At 70.7% G+C, this 17605-nt stretch carries 11 protein-coding genes; 3 read left to right on the top strand and 8 right to left on the bottom strand.

Translation table 11 applies throughout. The features are described from left to right. Positions 1-2 precede the first annotated feature (2 nt). Entirely contained in the window at positions 3-875 is an 873-nt protein-coding gene (locus V5P93_RS08210) for a LysR family transcriptional regulator (protein ID WP_104483204.1), read from the bottom strand. A gap of 105 nt (positions 876-980) precedes the next feature. On the opposite strand from V5P93_RS08210, the gene V5P93_RS08205 reads away from it, so the two are divergent. Then, entirely contained in the window at positions 981-1361 is a 381-nt protein-coding gene (locus V5P93_RS08205) for a hypothetical protein (protein WP_146108382.1), read from the top strand. Then, entirely contained in the window at positions 1358-2215 is an 858-nt protein-coding gene (locus V5P93_RS08200) for an NAD(P)H-binding protein (RefSeq protein WP_104483202.1), read from the top strand. Before V5P93_RS08205 ends, V5P93_RS08200 begins: the two co-directional genes overlap by 4 nt. 545 nt (positions 2216-2760) lie before the next feature. On the opposite strand, the gene V5P93_RS08195 is transcribed toward V5P93_RS08200, so the two are convergent. The 7 genes from V5P93_RS08195 to V5P93_RS08165 all read right to left on the bottom strand — a co-directional run bounded on the left by V5P93_RS08195 (position 2761) and on the right by V5P93_RS08165 (position 13820). Next, positions 2761-4239, bottom strand: coding sequence for a neutral zinc metallopeptidase (locus V5P93_RS08195; protein ID WP_342752330.1), 1479 nt, complete (start codon positions 4237-4239; stop codon positions 2761-2763). Positions 4240-4319: 80 nt separating this feature from the next. Beyond that, positions 4320-5735 (bottom strand): neutral zinc metallopeptidase, encoded by a 1416-nt coding sequence (locus V5P93_RS08190; protein WP_104483200.1) that lies wholly within the window; start codon positions 5733-5735, stop codon positions 4320-4322. Between the two features lie 16 nt (positions 5736-5751). Further along, the gene (gene glgB, locus V5P93_RS08185; RefSeq protein WP_104483199.1) at positions 5752-7932 is read right to left on the bottom strand and encodes a 1,4-alpha-glucan branching protein GlgB; all 2181 of its coding nucleotides are present in this window, start codon (positions 7930-7932) and stop codon (positions 5752-5754) included. A 6-nt stretch (positions 7933-7938) separates the two neighbouring features. Continuing rightward, positions 7939-8367: a CBS domain-containing protein gene (locus V5P93_RS08180; protein WP_104483198.1), complete on the bottom strand. Its 429-nt coding sequence runs from the start codon at positions 8365-8367 to the stop codon at positions 7939-7941. 107 nt (positions 8368-8474) lie between these two features. Next, positions 8475-9833: an aminoglycoside phosphotransferase gene (locus V5P93_RS08175; protein ID WP_374065699.1), complete on the bottom strand. Its 1359-nt coding sequence runs from the start codon at positions 9831-9833 to the stop codon at positions 8475-8477. Then, positions 9830-11635, bottom strand: coding sequence for a maltose alpha-D-glucosyltransferase (gene treS / locus V5P93_RS08170; protein ID WP_104483197.1), 1806 nt, complete (start codon positions 11633-11635; stop codon positions 9830-9832). Before treS ends, V5P93_RS08175 begins: the two co-directional genes overlap by 4 nt. A gap of 217 nt (positions 11636-11852) precedes the next feature. Beyond that, positions 11853-13820 carry a maltotransferase domain-containing protein gene (locus tag V5P93_RS08165; RefSeq protein ID WP_104483196.1) on the bottom strand — a complete coding sequence of 656 codons (1968 nt, stop codon included), beginning with the start codon at positions 13818-13820 and terminating at the stop codon, positions 11853-11855. 406 nt (positions 13821-14226) lie between these two features. On the opposite strand from V5P93_RS08165, the gene glgP reads away from it, so the two are divergent. Further along, positions 14227-16770, top strand: a complete 2544-nt coding sequence (gene glgP / locus V5P93_RS08160) for an alpha-glucan family phosphorylase (protein ID WP_104483242.1) — start codon at positions 14227-14229, stop codon at positions 16768-16770. Positions 16771-17605: the final 835 nt, after the last annotated feature.

The raw sequence follows: 17605 nt of genomic DNA, 5'->3' as shown, positions 1-17605 counted from the left end.
GGTCAGCGGGGGAAGTTCGCCACCAGGAAGTCCCGCAGCACCGCCACCCGCAACGGCAGGTGCCGGTTGGACGGTACCACCAGGTGCAGCGGTCGGCCCTCGGCGTGGTGGTCCGGCAGCACCAGCGTCAGCAGTCCGCCTCGCACCGATGCCGCGACCGCCGGTTCGGGCAGCAGCGCGATCCCCGCCCCGGCCACCGCTGCCCGGCGGACGAAGGACAGGTCGTCGGCGGCCAGTTGGCCGGATACCTCAACCGACACCTCTCCGCGTGGGCCGTGCAGGTGCCAGCGGTCGGCGTCGCCGAAGCGGAGGCACAGGTGTGCGGCCAGGTCTGCCGGTCGTTGCGGGATTCCCTTGCGCGCCAGGTAAACCGGTGATGCGAACAGGCGGAAGCGGGCGTCCTGGAGCCGGGTCGAGCCGCTACCGCCCTCCCCCGCGCGCAGCGCCAGGTCGAAGCCGCCCTCCACCAGGTCGACCGACGTCGACAGCACCACCTCCACCCGCATCTCCGGGTGCCGGGTCAGGAACGCGGCGACCAGTTCCGGGAGGACCTCCGCGCCCACGTCCGGCCGCGCGGCCAACCGCACCAGACCGCGCGGTGCTTCTCGGCTGTCCGCCGCCGCGCCCGCTGCCGAGTCCAATTCGGACAGTGCGACCGACACCCGCGCGTGGTAGGCGCGGCCCGCGTCGGTCAACGACAGCGACCGGGTGGTGCGGTGCAGCAGGCGCACCCCCAACCGGTTCTCCAACCGCGCGACGCGGCGGCTCACCGACGACTTCGGCATCCACAGCGCCCGCGCGGCGGCGGAGAAGCTCCCCGCCTCCACAACCCGGACGAAGACCGCCACGTCACCCAGTTCCTCCACACCCGACATTGTGCCACTGGTGGAACAGTCCGTTCGGAATCCACTCACTAGTTCACCTCGGACAACGCTCCTACCGTTGGTGACATCCCAAGGACCAACCCCAGGAGCGCACCCGTGCCCCGAACAGCGCAACGGTCGACCCTCGCGACGATCGCGATGAACGTCATCCCGGCGTACGTCATGCCCGCCGCCATGAGCTACGCCAGCGCACTGGCCGTCGACGACCACCGGCTGGCGGCGGCGTCGGTCACCACGATCGCCATCCCGTCCGCGCTCGCCGCGCTCGCCGTCACCTTCGCCCCACGCGGCGGCGGGCGCGCGGTCCGCATGCTGCTCGGCGCCGTGCTGTGCGCGGCCCTGGCGTTCGCCGCGAGCCTCGCCCTGGTCCACACCGGACTGGCCGCGCCAACCCTGTTCCTCGACGCCGTGCCCTCCGCCGCACTCGGCGGCGTCATCACGGCGGCCCGCACCACCAACCGGAAGAAGGAATCATGATCGTCGTCATCGGCGGCACCGGCACCACCGGCCGCGCCGTCCTGCGCGGACTCCGCGCCCAGGGCGTACCGACCCGCGCCCTGGTCCGCACCCCCACCGACCTCCCCGGCGTCGAACAGGTCATCGGCGACGCGGCAGACCCCGGCGCGGTGCGCGCGGCCCTGACCGGCGCGGCAGGCTTGTTCCTGGCGATGGGGAACGGTCCACGCCAGGAGGCGATCGAACTCGGCGTGGTCGACGAGGCCGCCCGCGCCCGTGTGGGTCACCTGGTCAAGCTGTCCGCGCCTGGGCCCGAGAACTCGCCGGTCGCGGTTGCCCGGCTGCACCACCGGGTTGAGGAGGCGGTGCGGTCGTGGGGGATCACGCACACGTTCCTGCGGCCGTACGCGTTCTTCCAGAACCTGCTCTTCCACGCCGACCGCATCCGCGCCACGGGCTGGTTCCCGACCACGACCGGCGACACCAGACTGAACATGGTGGACGCGCGGGACGTGGCGGACGTGGCCGTGAACGCACTCACCTTCGGCGCCACCGGCACCCACGTGCTGACAGGCCCGGAGGCGGTATCGTACCCGGAGGTCGCCGCCAAGCTGACAGCGGCAGGCAGGCCGACCCGCTGCGTCAACATCACCCCGGACGAACTACGCGCCGACCTGCGCGGCGCCCCGGATTGGCTGGTGAACCACGTCCTGGAAATCCAGCACCTGTCCACCACCCACCCGGAACACCCGAACGACACGGTATCCCGCCTACTCGGTCGCCCCCCACGCTCCCTGGACAACTTCCTCCACGAACACGCCCCGGCATTCGGCGCCCCCACAACGACTCCCCCGCAGCAAGCGGCGACCAACTAGCCCAACAACCACAACTGGCGAACAACCGCACGATCCCACCGCTTGCCAGGCACCCGACCCTTCCCGCTCCCAACCCCCTTCTCTCCCGAGCCATCCACACAACCGCCGCAGGATCCCAGCTCCCGCAGAACGCAACGCGCCCCCGCCACATGGTGTGCCATGGAATTGAGTGGTGGGTCGGCCTGGTACACGTCGGCGGTAGCGGGTTCAGCCTGGCGGGGTGAGGGGAGCTGCGAGGCGGCCTGGGGTGAGCGGGCGTATGCGGCTTGGCTGGGACTGGGCTCACTCTTGTCTTGACCACCCCGAGGCCCAACAAGCACAGCCCCGCCCTCCTCTGGGGGGGGGACAGCCCTGCTCCAGTCTATCGGTGCTGGGGTATTGGGAAAGGAGCCGCGAGATCCTGTGGATGGATGCGGCGGATGTGGACAACTCGCGATCAAGGAAAAAGGCCGCCGAGTGGGCCAGCGGGTTCGACGTGGAACCAACGAGTCGGAGAAAGGTTGAAGGCCCGAGCCGCCAGGGCTCGGGCCTTCAGGCAAGGTCGGCTACTTGAACTGCTCGTCGCAGCCCTTGTCGCCTTCGAAGTAGCCGATGCGGAAGGCCTCCACACGGGCGAAGCCGGACGGGACCTGCTTCCCGTTCACGTCCGCCGCGATCAAACTGCTGTCCTGCAACAGCTCCGCGACCGCCTCATCCAAGTCCCCAACCGCCAGGCGCAGTTTCGTCGTGCTGTTGTCGCCCAAGTCCGTGAAGTGCGCCCAAGCCCCCGTCAAACAAGCCGTGCGCAGCCCCGTCTTGTCGCCCTCCAGAGGCAGCTTGACCCCCTTCTGGATGGCCAACGAGTACCGCGAAGCGATTTCAGCGAACGCCGCGAAGTCCCCGATCCCAGCGCCGTCGACCCCAGGTTCCTGCCCCTTCTTCGGCGGCGTCGCGATCTTCCGCATGGCCTGCGGGTCAACCGCGACCACGTTCTCCTCCTGGCAGTACGACACCGGCGGCGTCGAACGCCCCTTGGCGCAATCCGCGCCGTTGTACGTGATCTTCGGCGCGGCAGCACCCGTCCGCTTGAAGGCCTCTTCCAGGCTCTGGCTCAGCAGGACCTGGATCTCCGCATCCGTGAACTTCACGTCGCCGTTCTTGGCGGTGTCCATTTCCGCTTCGGCGCGTTCCTTCTCCACGATCCGGTTGTTGATCTCGTCCATGGTGATCCGCGCGCACCGGCCCGGGCCCTCGGCGAAACCGGCCTGGAAGGCGAAGACGCGGTCGAACGCCAGGCCGTGCGCACCTTGCTTGGCGGCGGAGAGGCCTGCCGGGTCGCGGATGAAGAACATGGTGGCCAGCACGTGGTTGAGGCCCTTGCCGGTGTTCACGTCGAAGTGCTTGGCCTTGCCCTCGGCCACCCAGCGGAAGAAGCCGCCCGCATAGCAGTCGGCCTGCTGTTCCTTGACGATCGTCTGGGTGGTCTGGTTGATGCCGCTCTTCTCGCCCAGCCGGAACTGCACCGCGTGGCCCATCTCGTGGGCCAGCACGGCCACCACCGACATCGGGCCGAACTGCTTGTTCAGCATCGGCAGCAGCACGCCCCGGTCCCAGGCCACGCTGTCGTCCGCACCGCAGTAGAAGGCGTTGACCAGTTCCTTGGTGCTCTGGCCGCACAGCTTGACCGGCGCGCCCTCCGAGTCGTACGACGCCAGCCTGCGGATGGGCTCGAACTGCTTGCCGTCGAAGCCCGCGGGCATCTGCTCGATCCAGTAGTCGTAGATGTCCGACAGCGCGTTGACCGCGAGGCGGTCCATCTCGCCGCCGTCGGCGTTCTCGACGGCCAGGGTGGCGTCCGGGACGCCCTTCTTCGGTCCGGTCGGACCCTCGTTGTTCACCGGGATGCCCGCCGCCGTGCCCGCGTCGATGTCGCCGACGCCGCGGGCCTTGCCCGGGACCTCCTCCGGCGAGCACCCGCTCAACTGGACGACCACCGCCAGGGTCACGGCCAGGACCGCCGCCACCCGCGCACCCAGAAACCGCACCGTGTCCCCGTTTCGCCTCCGTGCTTGACAGGGTGCACAGTACTGGGGCGGATTACCCTCCGTTGGCAAATCCCGTCACGTCACGTGATTCCACACGCGTCGCCACCCTGGGTGAACCCCTTGCGGAACTCGCGCACGCGGTCGAACCCGGCGCCCTTGGCCGTGCCCTTCACGTCGCGGGCGGCGTAGTCGTAGTCGAGCAGCACCTGCACCGCCTCGTCGAGGTCGCCCGGGGACAGGTAGCGCTTGTTGGCGGCGAACAGCGAGCCGGTGAACGAGCCGGACAGGCACACCGCCGACCGGCCCGCCTGCTCCCCGTCCAGCGGCTTGCCCAGGGTCTGCCGCGCGGCGAGCCCGTAGCGGCTGGCCAGCAGGGTCGCGGTGGCGTAGTCGCCGATCTCGGAGTGGATCTTGGGCAGTTCCCCGGACTTGTCGTACGCCAGCGCCTTCGTCGACGCGCAGAAGGCGACCGGTCCCTGTTTGCCGCCGTCGCAGGTCGGCTCGCCGTCGGCGCCGGTCGCGGCGGGCGGGGTCCACTGCTTGCCCTTGTCGGCGACCAGCTTGGTGAAGTAGTCGTCGAGGCCGGGGGTGACCGAGTCGAAGATCTCGCTGAAGGTGAGGTTGCCGCCGCGGGCCTGGTCGTCGGCGCTGAGGAAGCCGCCCGCGGTGAACGTGCGGTTGTCGACGGTCATCTCCGAGCACAGCTTCACGCCCTGCTCGTAGCCGTCCTGGAAGGCCGAGACCCGGTCGAAGGCGTCGCCGTGCGCGCCGCGGTCGCCCTGGCTGGTGCCGATCGGGTCGCGGAAGCTGATCAGCGACTCGAGCGCCTGGTCGAGCCGGTCGGTCTCGATCTCCAGGTGCTCGGCCTTGCCGTCGGCGACCCAGCGCACGAAGGCGCCCGCGTAGCAGTCGGCCATGGCCTCGATCAGGATCGTCGGCCACTTGCGCGGGTCGGCCTTGCGCTCGTCGAGCCCGGCGCCGGTGCGGTCCTGCACGGCGTGCCCCATCTCGTGGGCCAGCACCAGCATCACCGCCGCCTCCCCGAAGCGGTCGCGCAGCACCGGCAGCAGGGCGGCCCGGTCCCAGGCGATGATGTCGGCGTTCGGGCAGTAGAACGCGTTGCCCTCCACGTCCGCCGCCTTGTCCGCGCACGGCGGCGCCTTGGCGTCCGCGTCGGCGGTGTCGACCGAGTAGTAGCCCCCGGACAGGTCGTCGAACGGCTTGCCGAAGGCGGTCGGGAAGGTCTCGGTCCAGAACACCCGCACGTCGGTGACCACGGTCGCGGCGAGCCGGTCCACCTCGCCGCCGTCGGTGTTCTTGACGAACGACTTCGGGTCGACGCCCGTCCCCGGGGTGTCGCGGGAGACCACCGAACCCTGGCTGAGCGGTGTCCCGGCCACCTCGGTCGTGCACGCGCTCGCCAGGAGCGCCAGCACGGACAGCAGCAGCACCAGCCGGGACTTGCCGGGTCGGTTCACCCGCCCAGTGTGCCCCAGCCCCCACTCGCCACGCTCAGGACTCCTCGGTCGGCACCTCGGGCAGTTCCGGGGCGTCCTCGGGTACCAGCCACACCACGCCCTGGGGCGGGAGTTGGAGGACGACCGACGCCGGGCGGCCGTGCCAGGCGACGGGCTCGGCCTCCACCGACCCGAGGTTCCCGACCCCCGACCCGCCGTACGCGGCGGCGTCGGTGTTGAGGACCTCGCGCCAGCGGCCGGTGCGCGGCAGGCCCACCCGGTAGTCGTGGTGGGGCGCGCCGGAGAAGTTGGCGACGCACAGCAGCTCCGCGTCGCCGCCGAGGCGCAGGAAGCTGAGCACGTTGCCCGCCGAGTCGTTGGCGTCGATCCAGGAGAAGCCCTCGGGGCGGGTGTCGTCGGCGTAGAGCGCGGGCCGGTCGCGGTAGGCCAGGTTCAGGTCGCGGATCAAGGACTGGATGCCGCGGTGCAGCGGGTTGTCGAGCAGGTCCCAGTCCAGCGACCGCGACTCCGACCACTCCCCCGGCTGCCCGAACTCGCCGCCCATGAACAGCAGCTGCTTGCCGGGGTGCGCCCACATGAACGCCAGCAGCGCGCGCACACCCGCCGCCTTGTTCCAGTCGTCGCCGGGCATGCGGGTCCACAGGGAGCCCTTGCCGTGCACCACCTCGTCGTGCGAGAGGGGCAGCACGAAGTTCTCGCTCCAGGCGTAGACCAACGAGAAGGTGACCTCGTTGTGGTGGTACGAGCGGTGCACGGGGTCGTGGCCAAGGTAGCTGAGCGTGTCGTGCATCCAGCCCATGTTCCACTTGAACCCGAAGCCCAGCCCGCCCAGGTGCGTCGGCCGGGTCACGCCGGGCCACGCGGTGGACTCCTCGGCGATCATCACGGTGCCCGGGTGGTGCTTGTAGACGGTCGCGTTCAGCTCCTGCAGGAACCGCACCGCGTCCAGGTTCTCCCGGCCGCCGTGCTCGTTGGGCAGCCACTCGCCGTCCTTGCGGGAGTAGTCCAGGTAGAGCATCGAGGCGACCGCGTCGACGCGCAGGCCGTCGACGTGGAACTCCTCGATCCAGTACAGCGCGTTGGCGACGAGGAAGTTGCGGACCTCGTTGCGACCGAAGTCGAAGACGTACGTGCCCCAGTCGGGCTGCTCGCCGCGCCGGGGGTCGCCGTGCTCGTAGAGCGGGCTGCCGTCGAAGCGGGCCAGCGCCCAGGAGTCGCGCGGGAAGTGCGCGGGCACCCAGTCGACGATCACGCCGACACCGCGCCGGTGCAGCTCGTCGACGAAGAACCGGAACTCGTCCGGGGTGCCGAACCGCGAGGTGGGCGCGAAGTACGACGTGACCTGGTAGCCCCAGGAACCGCCGAACGGGTGTTCGGCCACCGGCAGCAGCTCGACGTGGGTGAAGCCCTGCTCGGCGACGTACTCACCGAGCTGGTCGGCGAGCTCCCGGTAGCCCAGGCCCTGCCGCCACGAGCCGAGGTGCACCTCGTAGACGCTCATCGGCGCCGAGCTCCACGACGTCGCGTCGCGGCGGGCCAGCCACTCGTCGTCGGACCACCGGTACTCCGAAGTGGACACCACCGACGCGGTCGCGGGCGGCACCTCGGTGGCGAACGCCATCGGGTCGGCCTTCTCGTGCCACGACCCGTCCGCGCCGTGGATGCGGAACTTGTACCGGGTCCCCGGGGTCACCCCCGGGATGAACAGCTCCCACACCCCCGACGAGCCCAGCGAGCGCATCGGGTTCGCGCGCCCGTCCCAGCCGTCGAAGTCGCCGCACACCCGCACGCCGCGCGCCGTCGGCGCCCACACCGCGAACGAGGTGCCCTGCACGACCCCGGCCGGGGTCTCGTACGAGCGCGGGTGTGCGCCCAGCACGTCCCACAGCCGCTCGTGCCTGCCCTCGCGGAACAGGTGCAGGTCCAGCTCGCCCAGGGTGGGCAGCCAGCGGTACGGGTCGTCGACCAGCTCGGGGCCCGCGCCGTAGTCGACCTCCAGCAGGTACTCCGCGGGCGCCACGTCGAGATCGGCGGCGAAGACGCTGTCGGCGACCTCCTCGGCCTCGTGCCGCCGGTCGCCGACGATCACGGCGACGGACTTGGCGTTGGGCCGCAGCGCCCGGACCACCGACCCGCCGGGGGCCGGGTGGACGCCGAGCAGCGAGTGGGGGTCGTGATGGGCACCGGCGATGAGGCGTTCGATCTCGTCAACCAAGGGGAATCAACCCTGCGCTATGTAGGATTCGAGCTGGTCGCGGCTGGCTTCCAGCTGGGAGATGTGGCTCTTGACGACGTCACCGATGCTGACGATGCCGACCAGGTCGCCGCCGTCGAGCACCGGCAGGTGCCGGATGCGCCGTTCGGTCATGGTGGCGGCCAGGCTGTCCACGCTGTCGTCGGGCGCGCACCCCAGCACCGGACTGGTCATGACGTCCGCGACGCGCAGGCCGAGCACCGCGGCGCCGTGCTCGTGCAGGCCCCGGGCCACGTCGCGTTCGGACACGATGCCGACGACCGCACCGCCGTCGACGACCACGAGCGCTCCCACGTTGCGCTCGGCCAGGACAGCGACCAGTTCGTCGACGCCGATCCCCGGTGCCACGGTGGCCACCTCGGAACCCTTGCCGCGCAACACATCCGAAATCCGCATGCCGACACCCCGATCCTGATCCTGGCGGCACCCGGCGAGCGGGCGTTTCTCGATCAGGTTAACCACGAACACGAATACCCGAAACTCGTGTTGCCTAAAAGTCGCAATCAACCCCCGCCTGTCACACGACGGATGGCGGCCAGCGGGATCGCCACCCAATCGGGTCGGTTGCGGTGCTCGTAGGCCACCTCGTACACGGCCTTGTCCAACTCGAAGGCGCGCAGCAGCGCCCCCTCCGCGCGCGGGTCGCCCGCGACACCGGCGTAGCCCTCGCAGAAGGCGGCGCGGTTGCGGTCGGCCCACTCGGCGGCCCGGGTCAGCCGCTGGTGGTCGGGTTCCTCGCCCGCCAGCAGGTGCAACGCGGCGTAGTCGAAGGAGCGCAGCATCCCGGCGACGTCGCGCAGCGCCGACTTGGGCCGGACGCGGTCCTCCGGCGGCGCGGCCGGTTCGCCCTCGAAGTCGATCAGGACCCAGCCCGAGGTGGTGCGCAGGACCTGGCCGAGGTGCAGGTCGCCGTGGATCTGCTGGACGGTCATGCCGGGCAGGCCGCGGGCGGCGTCGAAGGCGGCCCGCAGCCGCTCCTCGTGCTCGCGCAGCTCCGGGACATCGGCCAGCACGGCGTCAAGTCGCCCGTGCATCTGGTCGATCTCGACGGCCACCGCGTCCGCGCCGACCTCTTCGGTGCCGAGCACGGCGGCCAGGTCGGCGTGCACCTGGGCGACGGCGGCGCCGAGCCGGGCGGCCTCGCCCGCGTAGTCGCCGCCGACCTCGCGGGCGTGCAGGTCCTCCTCCGCCAGCAGGTCGCGCACGCTGGCGGTGGCGGTGGCCCAGCCCTCGGCGGCGCCGCCGAGGAAGCGCTGGGCGAAGCCGAGCACGGTGTCGTCGAGCGCGACCGTGGCGACCGGCTCGGCGACCTGCGCGCTGCCCGCCCTGGCCAGCGCCCGGTGCAGGTCGACGTCGCGGTTGGGCCCGGGGGTCGGCCGCCGGTACAACTTGAGGATGTACCGGTCGCCGTACACGACCGAGGAGTTGCTCTGCTCCACGCCGATCGGCCGGGCGCGCAGGCCGGTGGTGAGCCGGATACCCGGCTCGGCGCGCCAGGCGAGCCCGCCGGTGGTCGCGCCCTCGGCGAACAGGTCGAGCAGCCGGGACATCAGCTCGTGGTCCTGGGTGGCGTCGTAGTTCCGCCCACCGATGGCCGAGTGGGCCAGGTGCTCGGTCAGCTCGTCGCGGACCCCGACCAGCACCTGGTAGACCTCGTCGTCGGCGGTGACCAGCAGGTGCCGCAGACCGGGGTCGCCGTCGAACACCGTGCTCGACCGGGTGACCCGCACGTCGGTGATGGCCTGTCCCTTGGCCGCGAACCAGCGCTGCGCGGGCAGCCAGGCCCGCAGGTCCGCCACCGCGAGCTCGTCGAGCGCGCTCGGCCACTCCGCGTGCGGGTTCGCGCTCTGACCGGGGTTCACTGCGATTCGCCCTCCCCCGTGGTCGGCCGGGTGATCTGGAACCAGTAGAAGCCGTGGCCCGGCAGCGTCAGCAGGTACGGCAGCTCGCCGATCGCCGGGAACCGCACCCCGCCGGTCAGCTCGACCGGGACGCAGCCGTCGTGCTCGGACAGGTGCAGCTCGACCGGCTGCGGGAAGCGCGACAGGTTGTTGACGCAGATGACCACGTCGTCGCCGTGGGTGCGCAGGTAGGCCAGCACGCTCGGGTTGGACGAGCCCAGCTCGACGAAGTCGCCGAGGCCGAACGCCGGGTGCTCGGTGCGCACCTGGAGCATGCGCCGGGTCCAGTGCAGCAGCGACGACGTGTTGTTCATCTGCGACTCGACGTTGACCGCCTGGAACCCGTACACCGGGTCGGCGATGGTCGGCAGGTAGAGCCTGCCGGGGTCGCAGCGGGAGAAGCCCGCGTTGCGGTCGGGCGACCACTGCATCGGCGTGCGCACCGCGTCGCGGTCGCCCAGCCAGATGTTGTCGCCCATGCCGATCTCGTCGCCGTAGTAGAGCACCGGGGAGCCGGGCAGGCTCAGCAGCAGGGCGGTGAACAGCTCCTGCTGGTTGCGGTCGTTGTCCAGCAGCGGCGCGAGCCGTCGCCGGATGCCGATGTTCGCCTTCATCCGGGGGTCTTTGGCGTACTCGGCGTACATGTAGTCGCGCTCTTCGTCGGTGACCATCTCCAGCGTCAACTCGTCGTGGTTGCGCAGGAAGATGCCCCACTGGGCGCCCGCCGGGATGGACGGCGTCTGGGCCAGGATCTCCGAGATCGGGAACCGGGACTCGCGGCGCACGGCCATGAAGATGCGCGGCATCAGCGGGAAGTGGAACGCCATGTGGCACTCGTCGCCGCCGATGCCCGCGTCGCCGAAGTACTCGACCACGTCGGCGGGCCACTGGTTCGCCTCGGCCAGCAGCACCCGGCCCGGGTACTCGTCGTCGACGACCTTGCGGCAGCGCTTGAGGAACTCGTGCGTGCGCGGCAGGTTCTCGCAGTTGGTGCCCTCCTCCTCGAAGAGGTAGGGCACGGCGTCGAGCCGGAAGCCGTCGATGCCGATGTCGAGCCAGAAGCGCAGGACGTCGAGCATCGCCTCCTGCACGTCCGGGTTCTCGTAGTTGAGGTCCGGCTGGTGGGAGAAGAAGCGGTGCCAGTAGAACTGGCCGCGCACCGGGTCGTAGGTCCAGTTCGACGTCTCGGTGTCGACGAAGATGATCCGCGCGTCGGCGTAGCGGTCGTCGGTGTCGGACCAGACGTAGTAGTCGCCGTAGGGGCCGTCCGGGTGCTGGCGGGACTCCTGGAACCACGGGTGCGCGTCGGAGGTGTGGTTGAGCACCAGGTCGGTGATCACCCGGATGCCGCGCTTGTGCGCCTGGTCGAGCAGGTAGCCGAAGTCGTCGACGGTGCCGAACTCGGGCAGGACCGCGCGGAAGTCGCTGATGTCGTAGCCGCCGTCGCGCAGCGGGGAGGCGTAGAACGGCGGCAGCCACAGGCAGTCGATGCCGAGCCACTGCAGGTAGTCCAGCTTGTCGGCGAGGCCGCGCAGGTCGCCGGTGCCGTTGCCGTCGGAGTCGTTGAACGCCCGGACGAGCACCTCGTAGAAGACCGCGCTCTTGTACCAGCGCGGGTCCGGCGGTGCCGACCGGGCGTGGTGGAAGTCCCCGGCCTGCGGTTCGGTCAGGTGACCATCCGCGGTCACCGCCTCACCGGTGTGCGGAATGCCCGCCAACCCCAACGCGGCGTCGGGGGCGGTGGAGGTGTCCTGAACCGTCATGCTCGTCGCCCTGTCCGTCTGGCCCAGTCCGGCCGTCGTCCTTGTCGGTGCGCGTACCTGCTCGCCGGGGGCCGTCGGTCCACCCCGGACCGCGCCGCGGTCAACCCACACGATGTCCGATGTGCACAGTTCCCGCTCTCGGACCCCGGTGGGCGCTACCCAGAGGGATACCACCCCGGGAGGGATCCCACCCACCGAAGTTGATCACGATCGGGGCTCACCGTCGAATGTGGACGATGTGGGCCACCGAGGTCCACGGGTCGATGCGGATGTAGTTGGCCCGTCCCCACCGCCAGGTCTGCCCGGACACCTCGTCGTGCGCGGCGTGCGCGGTGTCGGGGTCGAGGCCGAGCGCGGCCAGGTCCAGCCAGAGCGTGCCCTCCTGGGGCGCGTTCGGGTCCAGCGTCACCACGGTCACGACCGTGTCGCCGGTGGCCGGGTCGGTCTTGGAGTAGGCCAGCAGCGCGTCGTTGTCCACGTGGTGGAAGCGCAGCGTGCGCAGCTGCTGCAGCGCCGGGTGGGCGCGGCGGATCGCGTTGAGCCGGGTCAGCCACGGTTGCAGCGAGCGGCCCTGGGCCAGCGCGCCCGCGTAGTCGCGCGGGCGCAGCTCGTACTTCTCCGAGTCCAGGTACTCCTCGCTGCCGGGGCGCACCGGCTCGTGCTCGTAGAGCTCGAAGCCGGAGTACACGCCCCAGGTCGGGGCGAGGGTCGCGGCCAGCGCGGCGCGGATGGCGAACATGCCCGGGCCGCCGGTCTGCAGCGATTCGTGCAGGATGTCCGGGGTGTTGACGAACAGGTTGGGCCGCGCCTCGTGCGCGTGCTCGACCAGCTCCACGCCGAACTCGGTGATCTCCTGCTTGGCCGTGCGCCAGGTGAAGTACGTGTACGACTGGGTGAACCCGAGCTTGGCCAGGCCGTAGAGCCGGGCCGGTCGGGTGAACGCCTCGGACAGGAACAGCACGTCCGGGGCGACCGCCTTGACCTGGCGGATGGTCCACTCCCAGAAGTCCGGCGGCTTGGTGTGCGGGTTGTCCACCCGGAACACCTTCACCCCGCGGTCGACCCAGAACAGCAGGATCCGCAGCACCTCGCCGTAGATGCCCTCGGGGTCGTTGTCGAAGTTGAGCGGGTAGATGTCCTGGTACTTCTTGGGCGGGTTCTCCGCGTACGCGATGGTCCCGTCGGGGCGGGTGGTGAACCAGTCCGGGTGCTTGATCACCCACGGGTGGTCGGGGGCGCACTGGAGCGCGAAGTCCAGCGCCACCTCCATGTCGAGTTCGCGGGCGCGGGCCACGAAGGCGTCGAAGTCGGCGAACGTACCCAACCGCGGGTGGATCGCGTCGTGGCCGCCGTCGGAGGAGCCGATGGCCCACGGGGAGCCGACGTCACCCGGCTTCGAGTCGACGTTGTTGTTCGGTCCCTTGCGGTTCACCTCGCCGATCGGGTGGATCGGCGGCAGGTAGACGATGTCGAAGCCCATGGCCGCGACCCGGTCGAGCTCCTTGGTCGCGGTCTTGAAGGTGCCGTGCACCGGCTTGCCCTCGGTGTCGAGGCCGCCGGTGGACCGCGGGAACAGCTCGTACCAGGAGCCGTAGAGCGCCGTCTTGCGGTCGACCCAGATCTGCGCGGTCTTGCCCTTGGTGACCAGTTCGCGGACCGGGTGCTCGGTCATCACCCGGCGGGCGGCCTCGGAGAGCGCCTCGGCGATGCGCGCGGGCAGCGGCGTGGTCTCGTCGCGCAGCGCGCGGGCGGCGGAGAGCAGCAGCTTGCGGTCCGCGCTGCGGTCGGGGCGGCGGCCGACGCGCTCCAGCAGCCGGGCGCCGACCTCGAGGTCGTTGGCCAGTTCGTCGGCCTGCTGCCCGGCGGCGACCTTCACCTCGACGGTGTGCGTCCAGGTGGCCCAGGGGTCGCTCCACGCGTCGACGCGGAAGGTCCACAGGCCCTCCGCGTCGGGCACGATGGCCGCGGCCCACCGGTCGGTGCCCGCGCCCTCGTGCCGCATGCGGGTGCGGCGGGCCTTGCCGTCCTTCGGGCCGCGCCAGCTCACGGTGGCCGCCACCGCGTCGTGGCCTTCTCTCCACACCGTCGCCTCGATGGGGACGTGTTCGCCCACAACGGCTTTGGCGGGGTACCGACCGCAGGACACGATCGGGGAGACGTCGTCGATGCCCAGCCGACCGCTCACCGGTACGGCTCCTTCCCGTCGCCTTCGGGTTAGCGCACTGATCAGCCCCCAGTGTGCCCTGTGCGACCGCGCCGGACATCACGTAACCCACCCGCGTCCCACCGCACGAGCACCCCGTTAGAGTGACCTTTTCAGGGTGTACCCGTTCCGGGCCGCGCGGAATCCCTCATTCGGCGGCCGTGCAAGCAGTACAACCGTTCGGGTGGGCCGGGTCGCGGGGCGAACGGTCCAGAATGGCCGATCGGGGCCCGCGACGGGCTCGATCGCGGTCGGCGACATTCCGACGAGTTGCGCATCACCGGCACCCGGTTTGATCAGCGGTTTCGGCGCGCGCGGCGCGCTCACGGAGGGTGTCGCGGCCCGGCACGGCTTGCTCGATCCAGGCTGGCCGCTAGGGTCGGAAGCCGTGAAAGCCGTGCGTCGATTCACCGTCCGTGCCGGGCTCCCCGAGCCGCTCGCCGATCTGGGCGTCCTCGCCACCAACCTGCGGTGGACCTGGCACCCGCCGACCCAGGACCTGTTCGCCAGCGTGGACCCGGAGATCTTCGACCACGAGGGCGGCGACCCGCTGCGGTTGCTCGCGCGGGTGCCCGGGGAGCGCCTGGAGCAGTTGGCCACCGATCCGGACTTCCTCGCCAGGGTCCGCGCGGTGTCCGACGACCTGCGCGCCTACCTCACCGAGCCGCGGTGGTACCAACGCCAAGGTGACGGCGGGGGGAACGGCACGCGGCTGCCGGGTTCCATCGCCTACTTCTCCATGGAGTTCGGCGTCACCGAGGCGCTGCCCAACTACTCCGGCGGCCTCGGCGTGCTGGCGGGCGACCACCTGAAGGCGGCGTCGGACCAGGGCGTGCCGCTGATCGGCGTCGGCCTGCTCTACCGGTCGGGCTACTTCCGCCAGTCGCTGTCCCTCGACGGCTGGCAGGTCGAGCACTACCCGGTCGTGGACCCGGACGGGCTCCCGCTGGTGCCGCTGACCGAGCCGTCCGGCGCGCCGATCCTGGTGCACGTGGCGATGCCGGGCGGGCGGGTGCTGCGCGCGCGGATCTGGAAGGCGCAGGTGGGCCGCGTCCCGCTGCTGCTGCTGGACTCCGACATCGAGGAGAACGCCGAGGACCTGCGCGGCGTGACCGACCGCCTTTACGGCGGCGACCAGGACCACCGCATCCGGCAGGAGATCCTCGCCGGTGTCGGCGGCGTGCGCGCGGTGCGCACGTACTGCGAGCTGACCGGCGTGCCGCAGCCCGAGGTGTTCCACACCAACGAGGGCCACGCGGGTTTCCTGGGCCTGGAACGGTTGCGGGAGCTGGTGTCCGGGCAGGGCCTCGACTTCGACCAAGCGCTATCGGCGGTGCGGGCGGGGACGGTGTTCACCACCCACACGCCGGTGCCCGCGGGCATCGACCGGTTCCCGGTCGACCTGGTGCAGCACTACTTCGGCGACGGCACGCTGCTGCCGGGCATCGACCTGCGCCGCATCCTGGCCCTGGGGGCCGAGGAGAACGCGGGCATGTTCAACATGGCGCACATGGGTCTGCGCCTGGCCCAGCGCGCCAACGGCGTCTCGCAGCTGCACGGCGCGGTGAGCCGGGAGATGTTCGGCGGCCTGTGGCCGGGCTTCGACACCGACGAGGTCCCGATCACGTCGGTCACCAACGGCGTGCACGGCCCGACCTGGGCGGCCCGCGAGATCACCGCCGTCATCGGCGACCCGCAGGACGACGGCTACGAGTCGTTCGACGAGTCGGTCACCGACGCGCGGCTGTGGGAGCTGCGCTGCGGGCTGCGCGCGCGGCTGGTGGACGAGGTCCGCCGCCGGGTGCGCGCGGCCTGGTTGCAGCGCGGCGCGTCGGCGCTGGAGCTCAACTGGACGGATTCCGTTTTCGACCCGGACGTCCTGACCGTCGGCTTCGCCCGCCGCGTCCCGACCTACAAGCGCCTGACCCTGATGCTGCGCGACGCCGACCGCCTGCGGCACCTGCTGCTGCACCCGGACCGCCCGGTGCAGCTGGTGGTGGCGGGCAAGTCCCACCCGGCGGACGACGGCGGCAAGGCGCTGATCCAGCAGATCGTCCGGTTCGCCGACGACGCGGGTGTCCGCCACCGCATCGTCTTCCTCCCGGACTACGACATGTCGATGGCCCGCTACCTGTACTGGGGCTGCGACGTCTGGCTGAACAACCCCATGCGCCCCCTGGAGGCCTGCGGCACCTCGGGCATGAAGGCGGCCCTCAACGGCGGCCTGAACCTCTCCATCCGCGACGGCTGGTGGGACGAGTTCTACGACGGCAGCAACGGCTGGGCCATCCCCACCGCGGACGGCGTCACCGACCCGGTCCGCCGCGACGACCTGGAGGCGGCGGCCCTGTACGAGCTGCTGGGCTCGCAGGTGGCGCCGCTGTACTACGACCGCGACGGCAGCGGCGTCCCCGCCAGGTGGATGGCCATGGTCCGGCACACCCTCGCGTCCCTGGGCCCCAAGGTCCAGGCGTCGCGCATGGTCGGCGAGTACGTGCAGAACGCCTACGCCCCGGCCGCCACCGCGGGCGCGCTGGCCCAGTCCGATGACTTCCGGGTCGCCAAGGACCTCGCCGCCTACCGCCTCCGGCTGAGCGGTTCGTGGCCGCACATCCGCGTCATCGACTGCGAACTGCACCTGGAGGACGGCCACACCCCGGTGATCGGCGACCGCGTCCCGGTCCGCGCCCGCGTGGACCTGGCGGGGTTGGACCCGGCGGACGTGGAGGTCCAAGCGGTGGTCGGCCGAGTCGGCGACACGGACGAACTGACAGACGTGGTCACCGGCACCATGCACCACAACGGCGACGGCTACTACGCGACCGAATTGACGTTGCCACACGCGGGTTCCCTCGGCGTGACGGCCCGGGTCCTGCCCAAGCACGGACTGCTGGCCACACCGGCGGAACTGGGCAAGGTCGTCCTCGCCTGATCTCCTGCTCTGTTTACCGGCCGCGCGGCTAACCCCGCGCGGCCTTTTCTTTCTCAGCTCCAGCTGAACCCCGCCTCACCACACAACTTCCGCAGGACCCCAACCTCACCCAACGCAACACGCCCTTTCCCGCCCTCACTTCCTTCGCCAACCACCCCCGCCCGCAGCCGCCACAAAGCCCAGCCCTCAGAACGAAACGCGCCTCCAGCACATCACTCAGACCGTTCCGCCCCCTCCCAGCAACCCGAAGAAACCACCGCAAGATCCCAGCCCCCGCGCAACGCGACATGCTCCCACCACATCACTCAAGCCGTTCCGGCTTCTCCCCAGCCACCCCGAAACCGCCACCCGAACCCAGTCGCACCCAACCGCGACGCGCGCCCACCACACCGTTCCAACCATTTCGACTTCTTCCCAGCCACCCCAGAAACCGCCGCTGGAGCCCAGCCCCCACCCAACACAACGCGCCCCCATCACACCGGAGCAGCGTCGCCCCCTACCCAGCCACCCCGAAACCGCCGCAGGATCCCAGCCCAACGCGCCCCTGCCACACGCCTCGATTGGGTGGACTTGCTTTGCGTGGGGGACGAGCCTGCCAAGCTCTCCCGCGGGTGGGGTGGGCTTGCCCATCCCACCCGCTCTTCCCCACCGCAGGCTCGTAGGGGCCCCGCGCAAAGCAAGTTCACCCAATCGAGGCCGCGCATCTTTTCCGCGAACAGCCGGACCGATCAACCCAGCCACGACCCCAACCGGCACCCCGCAGCACAAAGATGATCAACGCACGCCTCCGGCCCCCACTATCAACCCTAGCGATGAGGACCGACAATTCGGGAAG

Source organism: Actinokineospora auranticolor (genome assembly GCF_041897805.1).
In the GTDB taxonomy this organism is placed as follows: Bacteria; Actinomycetota; Actinomycetes; order Mycobacteriales; family Pseudonocardiaceae; genus Actinokineospora; species Actinokineospora auranticolor.
The sequence above is the reverse complement of the archived record's forward strand: the minus strand, read 5'-3'. Positions and strand labels throughout refer to the sequence as shown.